Below are 11,529 nucleotides of genomic sequence, written 5' to 3' on the forward strand. Positions count from 1 at the left end.
CTCCGGAATGCGCCCTGCGACATTACCCTGTATGCTCTCCTCAGACATGCGCCCTCCCCGCGCCTGTTCCTCCAGAGACCATGAAAGCGGCTTTGTCGCGTCAAATCAACCGATGGAAAGCTTTGGCGCATGCGCCTGCGGCCAATGGGTGGCACTATGATAGGCCTGCGCGATCTCCAAAATCTTTCGATCCGCCCCTTTGGCACCGATAATCTGCATCCCCATCGGCAGACCACGGGCATCAAACCCGACAGGCACACTGATCGCAGGCAACCCCAACAGGCTTGCAGGTACCATCACCTGCATCCAACGGTGGTAGCTGTCCATCGCTTGCCCCGCGATGTCCTTGGGCCAGTCCCATTCCGCCGGGAACGGGAAACACTGCGCCACAGGCAAGACCACCGCGTCAAACTGCGCAAACATCTCAGCTGCGGCCACATACCACGCGGAGCGCACCCGACTTGCCTGGTGCAACCCCATGGCATCCATCTCAATGCCCCGGCGCACTTCCCACTGCACCTCCGGCTTCAGCCGCTCCCGTGTCTGCGCGTCCTGATACAGCGGCGCAAGTTCGCCTGCCAAGGCAAAGGCACGCAGCCTGCTCCAGCTCTGAAACATCGCCTCTGCATCAAACGGAGGATCCAGCGCCATAACCTCGGCTCCAAGATCCGCAAGCACCGCCAACCCCGCCTCACAGAGTGGCAGAATGCCCTCCTCCATCGGCATTGCGCCGCCCCAGTCACCCAGCCAGCCGATGCGCAGCCCCTCTGCATTGCAGTGCTCCGGCACGTCCCAGTCCTGCGTTGGCATGTTAAACGGCACGCCCGCCTCTGCCTGTGCCATCACCCGCAGCAGTAAGGCGCAGTCTCTTGGGCTGCGCGCCATGGGTCCAATCGTTGACAACTGCTGCCAGAAACTCTCTGCACCAACCTCGCGCGGCACCACCCCCCAACTGGGGCGAAAGCCGTACACATTGTTCCATCCGGCCGGATTGCGCAGCGACCCCATCATGTCGCTGCCATCCGCCAACGTCACCAGCCCCAGCGCCAGCGCAGCCCCGGCCCCGCCGGAACTGCCCCCGGCGGTGCGGGCGGCATCAAACGGGTTGCGTGTGACCCCATGCACCGGGTTGTAGCTGTGGCTGCCCAGACCGAACTCCGGCACATTGGTTTTGCCAATGAATATCGCCCCCGCTGCGCGCATCCGCGCAACAAAGGCGCTGTCAGCCTCTGAAATCCGGTCGGCAAACAAGGGGCTGCCTTCTGTGTTGCGCGTGTCTTTGACATGGGCTAGCGCCTTGATCGCCATGGGCATGCCATGCAACGCGCCCCGCGCCTCATAAGGCACCGCATCTGCCGCCCGTGCCTCCGCCAGCAAGATCTCCGTCGCCCGCTGATCCACAATCGCATTCACCGCACCGTTGCGCGCTGCTATCCGCGCCAATGTGGCTGTCATGACAGCCTCCGCCGTCAGTCGCCCCTCGCGCAACGCCGCAATCAGAACCCCTGCATCCCAGTCCAGAAAATCGCTCATCTGCTGTCACCCTCCACGACAATCGCAGCACGATCCGCCCACAACCGCAAGCCTCAAAAGCGCAAATGGCGCGCCCCTGCGGGACACGCCATCTTCTCTTTCGTCAGATATCCTGGGGGGAACCGCCTTACGGCGAGGGGCAACGCCCCTGCCTTTCTCTTCTCAGCGCGGCAGCGCCCGAAAGGTCAGGCTCACTCGTCCGCCTGCGCGTCCGCGCGGCTCATGCCCGCCACATCCATCGCCAGCGTTGCCGCCATAAACCCATCCAGATCCCCGTCCAGCACGCCTTTGGTGTCGCTGGTCTCATGGCTGGTGCGCAGGTCTTTCACCATCTGGTAGGGCTGCAGCACGTAAGAGCGGATCTGGTTGCCCCAGCCCGCATCCCCCTTGGCTTCATGAGCGGCGTTGATGTCTGCGTTCCGGCGGTCCAGCTCCATTTGATAGAGCCGCGATTTCAACGCCTTCATGGCGATATCGCGGTTCTGGTGCTGCGACTTCTCCGAGCTGGTCACAACAATGCCTGTTGGCATGTGGGTGATCCGCACCGCAGAGTCGGTGGTGTTCACGTGCTGACCACCGGCGCCTGAGGAGCGGTAGGTGTCCACGCGAATGTCGGCCGGGTTCACTTCGATTTCAATGTTGTCATCCACCACCGGATAGACCCAGACCGAACTGAAGGAGGTGTGGCGCTTGGCAGCGCTGTCATAAGGCGAAATCCGCACCAGACGGTGCACACCGCTTTCGGACTTCAGCCAGCCATAGGCATTGTGCCCGGAAATTTTATACGCCGCGGATTTGATGCCCGCCTCTTCGCCCGGTGTCTCGGACTGCAACTCAACCTTATAGCCCTTTTTCTCCGCCCAGCGCACATACATCCGCGCCAGCATCGAGGCCCAGTCACAGCTTTCCGTGCCGCCAGCGCCAGAGTTGATCTCAAGGAAGGTGTCGTTGCCGTCCGCCTCGCCATCCAGAAGCGCTTCAAGCTCTTTCTCCGCCGCCTTCTCCGCCAGCGTTTTCAGCGCGGCCTCAGCTTCGGAAACAACCTCATCATCCTCTTCCATCTCGCCCAGCTCAATCAGCTCGACGTTATCAGACAGCTCGGTCTCGATGGATTTCACGGTGTCCATCGCATCCACAAGCAACTGACGCTCCCGCATCAACTTCTGTGCGCCTTCGGCATCGTTCCACAGGTCCGGATCTTCTACGCGGGCGTTAAATTCTTCAAGACGATAGGCTGCCGTTTCCCAATCCATACGCTGGCGCAATAGGGTCAGGGATTTCTCGATCTCTGTAACAGTATTCTGAGCGTCCGCGCGCATGATCTTAGCCTCATTCCGGTTCAGATCAGGGTGATAACGCAGAGCCGCAAAGGGGGCAAGGCACGAGGCACACCTCACAGCCAAACCAGAGACCATCAACGAAGATACATGACATGTTTTCGGAAAATTGTCGGTTGAAAGGCGCTTTGAATTTTACCGAAGGCTTAAGACTTTGTGGCAACAGGAGTGTAGATTTTTTCAGGATGCACCTTATGCGAAAGTTCGCCAAACTCTCCCTCTCCATCTTATTTTGCTTTTCTGGCGCTGCGGCAGCGATGTTTGGGGTACATCAGGTATCCGTTCCAATTGTGGAAACCCTGATGGAAGCGGATCTGCGCAAACACTCCGAACTCTGGCAACGCCGGGTGATCCTGCATCTTGATGACCCCGCGGGGACCTTCCTCAATGGTGAGCTGACCAGCAATAACATAAGCTACTTTGAGCTGCTGCCAGAAGCCTCCGATGTCTATCGCTTCAAACTCTATGACACCGAGGGGCTGGTGATCTGGTCCACACGCTCCGGCGACAAAGGGCTGTCGGATGCCGACACCTTCCCAGCGCAGGAGATCATGCAAGGCAAGACCTCCTACCGCCGCACCCAGAAACCCGCCGCTGAAATCGATGGGCTGGCGCTCCACGCTCTCTCACAGGATGTGGCCACGCATGAGGTCGCAGAAATCTATGAACCCGTCATTTCTGATGGCCGCGTGATTGGCGCGCTTGAGTTTTACACGGACATCACCGACACCCGCGCCCGGTTCCTCATCCGGGTTCGCGTGCTTTTGGCAGGCCTCACCGCTCTGGCAATTGCAACGGTGACTGCCGTGGCCATTGTGCTTTTCCGTGCAAACAGGCGCCAATATCAGGCCCTCACCCGTCGCACCACCAAAGAAAAGAAACTGCTCAGCGAACAGCTCAAACTCGCCCGCGACGTCAAAATTCTGGGTGAGCTGAACGAATGGCTACAATCCAGCCGCTCTCTGGATGAACTCTTTGACATGGTCAAACGCTTCATGACCCATGTGCTTCCGGATGCCGAAGGCAGCGTGTATGTCTACTCCAACTCCCGCGACGTGCTGGATGGTTGGGCCAGCTGGAACGGCGGCAACCACAAAGACCACATTCGCCCGGACGAATGCTGGGGCCTGCGCCGTGGTCGCACCTATGAATATGGCGATAGCGAGATCAATTTCACATGCTCGCATGCTGAGCCACACAACGATCACCCCTATTTCTGCTTCCCCATTCTAGCCCATGGCGAAACCGTCGGACTGCTGCACCTACGTGCCAAAAGCAACGATTCAGAGATGTTTCACGCCAATCGGGATCTGGCGCAGATGTGCTCTGAGCAGATTTCGATGGCCATCGCCAATGTGCGCATGCGCGACGAGCTGCATGACCAATCCGTGCGCGACCCGCTCACAGGTCTGTTCAACCGCCGTCACATGAACGAAACCCTGCGCAAAACCATCGGTGACAGCCAGCGCAGCACAGAACCCTTTGCCGTGATCGCGATTGACGTGGACCACTTCAAAAAGTTCAACGACACCCATGGCCATGACGCTGGGGATATGGTGCTGCGGGCCGTCGGCTCGGTGCTGCAACAGGATTGCGACCGCGACGATGTGGCCTGCCGCCCGGGTGGCGAAGAGTTCACGCTTATTCTCCCGGGCACCGGGCTCGATCAGGCCCAGGAGCGGGCAGAAAACCTGCGGCGCGCTGTGGAAAACATCAAAGTGCGCTATGGCGAGAAGACTTTGCCTCGCATCACCATCTCTGTTGGTCTGTCCATGTATCCGGAACACGGCACCCTGCCCCAGATGCTTCTGCGCAGCGCAGATGATGCGCTTTACCAGGCCAAAGCCTTGGGGAGAAACAGAGTGGTTGTCGCTGACAGCTTGGAAACTGGAGAACATGAAGGAGAGCCGTGGGAAAAGACAACCCCGACGGCCTTACCATCCGCGGCTGCTGAAGCGCGTGATGACAGTGGCGACACACCCCAAAAGAAAGCAGGCTAAGGCTAAAAACACCAAGCCCCACCAAATCCGGTGGGGTTTTTTTTATTTTACAGAGGGAAATCCCCCCCCTGCCCCTCCCTCTGCGCAGGGTAGAACGCTTGCACCCAAGCCACCACAAATCTTGACGAAATATTAAACGTCATGGTGTACACTACAAATCTTCTAAATTTTGCCTAATTCTCTTAATAACCCTGCGGAAACCGTGGGGTCACTTCGGTTATAGTACATTTGGTTTGCGATCCCCTGTGGCTCACCACAGAAGAGATCGTCTGACGCGCACAGAGAAAGAATTTCACGTGCCCAGTTTCAGCATCAGTGGTGGCAATTCCACCACCTACACCGATCCAACACCGGGCAATGGTTTTGTCATCGACTTTGATCGTCTCGACAACAGCATAAATGTCCAAATCAACGGTGTGGATCTGTTTGTCGGCGGCCCTGCGGGCGCCCCGAACGAACTGCAGTTTCAAACAGCGGCCACAGCGGGCCAAACCGTGCGTTTCGCCGATGGCGACCGCTACGGCACCAACACGCCAGAGATCTGGCAGCTGCGCAATTCCGGGGTCGATCCCGACCCAGTGTTTCGGCTTGAGATCAACCCCGACGGCACCATCGCCCTCTATGGCATGAAATTTAACAATGGCCCGCTCGAAGAGCTGGAGCTGTTCAATGGTCTCACCGTCAACTCCGCCGCCATCGCCAACGCCTGGAACGACGACGGGCCCAACACCGTTGTCGTGGATCAGTCGGTCACCGGACCCACCAACGCAAGTGGCGATTTTGAAGACGTGCCCTGTTTTGTCGCAGGCACCCAAATTGAAACGCTGCTTGGCTCCAAACCGGTTGAGGCGCTGCATGCCGGCGATCTTGTGCTGACCTATGACGGCACCTACGAACCCATTCGCTGGATCGGGTCATGCGCATTGGATGGCGCGCATTTGCGGGCCACACCAAAACTCAAACCGATCCTGATCAAGGCAAACGCCCTGGGGCTCGGGTATCCGCAACGCGATCTTTGCGTGTCTCCCCAGCACCGGATGCTGGTGTCTTCAAAGGTTGCCATGCGCATGTTTGGCACCAGAGACGTGCTGGTCCCGGCCCATAAACTTCTGCCGCTGGATGGCATCGAGGTGCTCGGCGACACGTCCGAGGGCGTGACCTACTGGCACATCCTGTTTGATGACCATCAGGTCGTCTGGTCCAACGGTGCGCCCTCCGAAAGCCTGTTCACCGGTCCGCAGGCGCTCAAGGCGCTTTCACCGGCGGGTCGCGCGGAAATCGAAACGCTGTTCCCTGAAATCTGCGCGCCCGGTTTCAAACCCACCTCCGCCCGCCACATCCCTGCCCAAGGCAAACGCGTCAAAAAAATGGTCGCCCGGCATCAGGCCAACAACATGCCGATCTATTGCCACTCCTAAGCTGAGGCGACGCCTCAGATAGAAACGGCCACTGCAACACCGACACCCAGCTGCTGCCCCCGCACAGCCAAGCCTGACAAGCCCAATCGGAAAGGCCCCTAACGTGCGCCTCAAACACATTTCTGGCCATTTCGCTGTGGCAAAACTCCCACCAGAGGCCGCGCTGCCGAGTTGGTTCACCGGCAGGGGCTTCTCTGCCATGGTGAGAGCGGACGATGAGCTGACCCTTGTGTGCGAGGCCCAACTCATCCCGCAAGAGGTCACAGCCCAGCGCGGATGGGCCTGCTTCCGCACGCTTGGTCCCTTCGCCTTTGACGAAGCCGGCATTGTCGCCGCACTCATAGCACCCATATCCGCAGCCGGCATTGGTGTGTTCGTGCTCTGCACCTTTGACGGAGAGCATATCCTTGTCCCTTCTGAGCATTTTGACAGGGTTCAGAACTTGCTCATCGCACAGGGGCACGAATTTGTCGCCTAGCGCCTGACAATCGGTCCGACAACGCCCCCTGAAACCAGCGTGCCCGGTCTCAGGGGCTTTGCCAGACCACAGCCCTATGCGGCCATAAAAAGGGCCCCGGTCATCATCTGACCGGGGCCTCATCATGTCATATTCTGCGCGTGTTAAGCGGCCAGATCAATAAAGCCCGCCCGAGCTCACCGTGCCAAAATCGGCCTTTGGCCCCACGATGCCAGTGCCACCGCTTGAGGTGGTCACTTCGCGGCCCTTAGAATTGGCGACTTCTTCCACCAGTGGCAGATTCTGCCCCATGGCAAAGCCACCGTCATAGGTGATGCCAAACACCGGCTCCTCGCCATCGCGGAAATACTCTGCCACCACATTGGCACCACTGGCGTCGCCATCCAGCCGCGCACCGGTGTAGCGGTCAATCTTGATGAAATGCCCACCCGGCGGCACACGGAACTTGCCGCCGCCGTATTTCTGCACCGCCTCTTCCATGAACTCCTGGAACACAGGGCCACAGGTGGTGCCACCATAGGCCCCACGCCCCAGCGGCCGGGGCCGGTCATAACCGATGTAACAGCCTGCCACGATATTGCTGGTGAAGCCGACAAACCACACGTCTTTGGCCTCATTGGTGGTGCCGGTCTTGCCAGCGACAGGCACAGGCAGATTGATCTGGCTGCTCGCCGTACCACGCGTTACCACGCCTTCCATCATCGAGGTCAGCTGATAGGCGGTCACCGCATCCATCACCCGCTCCCGGTTGGTCACGATACGTGGCCCCCGTGTGGCCGGGATACTTGGATCCAGGCAGTCGGTACATTCGCGCTGGTCATGACGATAGATCGTCTTGCCATAGCGGTCCTGCACCCGGTCCACCAAGGTCGGCTCCACACGCTCACCGCCATTGGCAAACATCGCATAGGCCGCCACCATCTGATAAAGCGTGGTTTCATCCGCCCCAAGCGAGTTCGCCAGAAACGCCCCCATATTGTCATAGACGCCAAAACGTTCTGCATAGCGCGCCACGGTCTCCATCCCAACCTCTTGCGCCAGACGAATGGTCATCAGGTTCCGGCTCATCTCAATGCCAGTGCGCAGCGGGGTCGGCCCGTAGAATTTGTTGGTCGAGTTCTTCGGGCGCCAGACCCCCTGCGGTGTGTTGATCTCAATGGGCGCATCAATCACGATGGTCGCGGGGGAATAGCCGCTGTCGAGGGCTGAGGCATAGACAAAGGGCTTAAAACTAGATCCCGGCTGACGCTTCGCCTGCGTCGCGCGGTTAAACACCGTGTCCTGATAGCTGAAACCGCCTTGCATGGCGATCACACGGCCGTTGTTCACGTCCATCGCCATAAAGCCGCCCTGCACCTCCGGCACCTGCCGCAAAGACCAGCGCACAAATTCACCGCTGTCATCCTTGGTGATCGCGCGCACCAGCACCACGTCACCCTCAGAAACCAGATCGCCCGCCACACGCGCCTTGCGGGCAAGCGAACCATCCGCAAGCCGTTTGCGCGCCCAGGTCACATCTTTGGCACTGATCCAATGGCCGTCGGCGTCATCTTCCACGCCCTCGATCCCGATCCGCGCATCATTGCTGCCAACTTCCAGCACGACCGCCGGATACCATTGCCCCTCAAGATCCACATCACGTGGCACCGACACTTCCGCCAGCGCACCGCGCCATGCAACATCATCTGTCAGCAGGCTAGCATCAATCACCTCACCGGTCCCACGCCAGATGCCACGGCTGCGATCATATTTTTCAAGCGCACGGCGCAGCGCCCGCGCCGCCACATCCTGCATCTCCGGGTCCTCGGTCGAACGCACGGTCATCCCGCCGGAGAAGAACTCGTCCTCGCCAAAGTCACGGCTCAACTGTCGGCGAATCTCATCCGTGAAATAATCCCGCGATGGCAGAGTTGATTTGAAGCTCTCATAATCACCATTCTGCACCGAGCGCAGCGGCAGCTCCTTTTCAGCCTCATAGACCGCCTGCGTGATATAGCCGTTTTCGGCCATTTCCTTCAGCACAAAGTTGCGCCGCGCCAGCACCCGCTCTTTGTTGCGCACGGGATGGAACTTGCCCGGCGCTTTGGGCATGGAAGCCAAAGTCGCCGCCTCATGTGGGGCAAGCTCTTCCAGCGACTTGTTAAAATAGGTCTGCGCGGCTGCGGCCACACCATAAGAGTTCTGCCCGAGGAAAATTTCGTTCATATAGAGCTCAAGGATCTGATCTTTGCTCAGCGTCTCCTCGACGCGGGTCGCCAGAATGATCTCTTTGATCTTACGTTCAATGCGCCGGTCACCCGACAACAGGAAGTTTTTCATCACCTGCTGCGTGATCGTCGAGGCCCCCCGCACGCTTTCCCCACGGCTCTGCACCGCTTCCACAGCCGCCGCAGCGATCCCGCGCGCGTCAAAGCCTGAGTGGTAGTAAAAGTTCTTATCTTCTGCGGAGATAAAGGCCTCTTTCACCATATCCGGAATCTCTTCCGCAGGCACAAACAGACGCCGCTCTTTGGCAAATTCATCAATGATATGGCCCTCACCCGAATAAATCCGGCTGATGGTCGGCGGCTTGTACTGCGCAAGGCTCTCATGGCTTGGCAGCTCTTGCCCATAGATCCAAAACACCGCCCCAATAGAGAGCGCCACAACGGCCAACCCCATGGTGACAAAGGTGAAAATGGTTCCGAAGAAAGACAGAATAAAACGTATCACGCCGAAGGCCCTTAAGTCGCAGCTCAGAGCCTCTCTATATAGGCGCGCGCAGGGCGGGTCAAAACACCTCTCTGTGCCTCAGGCAAATAAGCGCTGCGTCATATAGTGCGTATCACGACGCCGACGCGTTCTCCCGCTGCGCCAGATACTCTGCCAGCCGTGCTTTCATATTGGGCACCGCATTGTTCATTCGCAAAAACCGCGTCACATCCCACATGCGCCAGGCCTGCCCTTCCTCCCCCAGCCGCAGCCGGTTGATGTCCAGATCCGGCACTTCCGCCACAAAAAACCAGTTGACCACCTCACCCTGTCGTCCAGAAGCATAACGGCGTTTGTAGGTCAGTGTTGCCTCTGGCAGCGCCAGCCCCAGTTCTTCATGCAATTCGCGCAGCACACAGGATTCGGGGCTTTCTCCATCCTCGCGCCCACCGCCGGGGAAATCCCACATGTTTGGAAACGGAATATCCGCCTTGTTGTCCCGCAGAATGGAGACAAGCTGATCCCCTTTCAAAAGCGCCAGCTTGGCACCGTCAAAATCGGTAAATTCGCGCATTTCGACCCGTCTGTTGTGTTCGTCTTCCCCCGGCAGCACTCGACGGTGTTTGCGGCGCAAAGGGAAGCCACCTTTCCACTAGATTGCGGTAATAGGCGGAGCTTTGCCACCCACAACGGCACATGTCTGGAAAGTCATTGGCTGGTGGCCGTCGCGCGGCGAAGCCTATTGGCGCACAAGCGCCCGTGTCGCTTTGTCCTCTTCGATCCACGCCAACAGCCCGTCGCGCAAACCCGCCGCCATCGCCGCGCGCCATCCAGCATCCTGCAAGTTTGCCAAATCCTGCTGATCTGACATGAAGCCCAACTCAATCAAAACCGAGGGCACATCCGCCGCCTTCAAGACGGAAAATGCACCTTCTCTCAGTGGCTTACGGTTCAATCTTACACCACCATCACGCAAGGAACCTGCCAAGGAATGGGCCAGTTTGTCGGTGCGCGGCTCCGTCTCCATCCGCGCCAGATCCAACAGCACATCGGTTACTTCATCATCCGCGCCGGACAGATCCACACCAGAGATGATGTCCGCGCGATTATGCCGTTCCGCCAGCAAGGCAGAGGCTGCGTCACTCGCCTCTTCTGACAGGGTGTAAATCGTCGCGCCCTTGGCATTGCCCTGGCTCAGGCTGTCGGCATGCAAGGACAAAAACACATCGGCCTGATGCTGATGCGCCAACGCGACCCGACCCTCAAGCGAGACAAACACATCCGCATCCCGCGTCATGATCACCTCAAAATCTCCAGCCCGGCGCAGCAGGTCACGCAGCTCGCGCGCAAACATCAACATCAGCGCCTTTTCCTGCACATCTCCCCGCTCAGCTCCCGGATCAATGCCGCCATGCCCCGGATCAATCATCACCCGTGTCGGGGCCCAATCCGGGCGTGGCGCAGGCGCTGCCTCTGCTGCGGGCGCAGGCAAATCCCAGCGCGGGTCATAGGGCGCGCCAGCCGCTGACCCAAAAGTCTCTGCATCCGTCGGCGCCAGTCGCAGCGCCAGCGTCGCCGCCCCCGTGGCCTCGGCCACAGCCATCTCCGCGCTTTCCACATCAAACGGTCCCGCCAAATCGAGCACCATCCGGCTCCACCCCGGACGATAGGCACCAAAGCGCAACCCGCTCACGCCTTCTGCACTGCCGAGTTCCCCCGCCTTGAGGGTGCCCCAGTCAACCTCGCGAAAGTCCAGCACAACCCGGCGTGGGTCGTCCAGTGTAAACACCCGCCACGGCACCCCTTGGCTCAGATGGAGGCGCAGGTCCGTGGCCCCACGCCGCCCGTCAGACAGGCCACTCCCGGCCACATCCAATCGCGCCAGCGCGGAAAACCCATCCTCCTGCGCCCCCGCAAAGGTCGGCCCCAAAGCCACGCACAGCCCCAAAGCTGCCGCCCGTAGAAAGCTCATAGATCTGCCAAATCGCGCGCTCAAAATCATGCCTGCCCCACCGCTGTTCCGCGTGTCTTTGGGCACACCCTATATCAGCGCAACCGCCTATGCCACGCCC

Annotated in this window: 8 protein-coding genes; 3 read left to right on the forward strand and 5 right to left on the reverse strand. The window is 59.4% G+C overall.

The genetic code is table 11. The features are described 5' to 3' along the window. Nucleotides 1-105: 105 nt before the first annotated feature. On the reverse strand, nucleotides 106-1,533 hold the full coding sequence (locus PJL69_RS06140; protein ID WP_271308850.1) for an amidase: 1,428 nt from the start codon (nucleotides 1,531-1,533) through the stop codon (nucleotides 106-108). 191 nt (nucleotides 1,534-1,724) lie between these two features. Next, on the reverse strand, nucleotides 1,725-2,852 hold the full coding sequence (prfB, locus tag PJL69_RS06145) for a peptide chain release factor 2 (protein WP_271308851.1): 1,128 nt from the start codon (nucleotides 2,850-2,852) through the stop codon (nucleotides 1,725-1,727). Nucleotides 2,853-3,064: 212 nt separating this feature from the next. Here prfB and PJL69_RS06150 point away from each other — a divergent pair, with 212 nt between their 5' ends. The 3 genes from PJL69_RS06150 to PJL69_RS06160 all read left to right on the forward strand — a co-directional run bounded on the left by PJL69_RS06150 (nucleotide 3,065) and on the right by PJL69_RS06160 (nucleotide 6,766). Next, complete coding sequence (locus PJL69_RS06150) at nucleotides 3,065-4,870, forward strand: sensor domain-containing diguanylate cyclase (RefSeq protein WP_271308852.1); 1,806 nt, start codon at nucleotides 3,065-3,067, stop codon at nucleotides 4,868-4,870. A 296-nt stretch (nucleotides 4,871-5,166) separates the two neighbouring features. Beyond that, entirely contained in the window at nucleotides 5,167-6,288 is a 1,122-nt protein-coding gene (locus PJL69_RS06155; RefSeq protein WP_271308853.1) for a Hint domain-containing protein, read from the forward strand. Nucleotides 6,289-6,391: 103 nt separating this feature from the next. Then, entirely contained in the window at nucleotides 6,392-6,766 is a 375-nt protein-coding gene (locus tag PJL69_RS06160; RefSeq protein WP_271308854.1) for an ACT domain-containing protein, read from the forward strand. A 156-nt stretch (nucleotides 6,767-6,922) separates the two neighbouring features. Here PJL69_RS06160 and PJL69_RS06165 read toward each other — a convergent pair whose 3' ends face one another. The 3 genes from PJL69_RS06165 to PJL69_RS06175 form a co-directional block, all read right to left on the reverse strand. Beyond that, nucleotides 6,923-9,478: a penicillin-binding protein 1A gene (locus PJL69_RS06165; RefSeq protein WP_271308855.1), complete on the reverse strand. Its 2,556-nt coding sequence runs from the start codon at nucleotides 9,476-9,478 to the stop codon at nucleotides 6,923-6,925. 112 nt (nucleotides 9,479-9,590) lie between these two features. Further along, nucleotides 9,591-10,031: an NUDIX hydrolase gene (locus PJL69_RS06170; RefSeq protein WP_271308856.1), complete on the reverse strand. Its 441-nt coding sequence runs from the start codon at nucleotides 10,029-10,031 to the stop codon at nucleotides 9,591-9,593. Between the two features lie 165 nt (nucleotides 10,032-10,196). After that, on the reverse strand, nucleotides 10,197-11,429 hold the full coding sequence (locus PJL69_RS06175) for an N-acetylmuramoyl-L-alanine amidase (RefSeq protein WP_271308857.1): 1,233 nt from the start codon (nucleotides 11,427-11,429) through the stop codon (nucleotides 10,197-10,199). Nucleotides 11,430-11,529: the final 100 nt, after the last annotated feature.

The organism is Shimia sp. MMG029 (assembly GCF_027947445.1).
Lineage (GTDB): Bacteria > Pseudomonadota > Alphaproteobacteria > Rhodobacterales > Rhodobacteraceae > Shimia.

Coding starts and splice junctions, on each gene's coding strand:
- PJL69_RS06175 (WP_271308857.1), bottom strand. CDS start 11,429: ATGAGCTTTCTACGGGCGGCAGCTTTGGGGCTGTGCGTGGCTTTGGGG.
- prfB (WP_271308851.1), bottom strand. CDS start 2,852: ATGCGCGCGGACGCTCAGAATACTGTTACAGAGATCGAGAAATCCCTG.
- PJL69_RS06170 (WP_271308856.1), bottom strand. CDS start 10,031: ATGCGCGAATTTACCGATTTTGACGGTGCCAAGCTGGCGCTTTTGAAA.
- PJL69_RS06140 (WP_271308850.1), bottom strand. CDS start 1,533: ATGAGCGATTTTCTGGACTGGGATGCAGGGGTTCTGATTGCGGCGTTG.
- PJL69_RS06150 (WP_271308852.1), top strand. CDS start 3,065: ATGCGAAAGTTCGCCAAACTCTCCCTCTCCATCTTATTTTGCTTTTCT.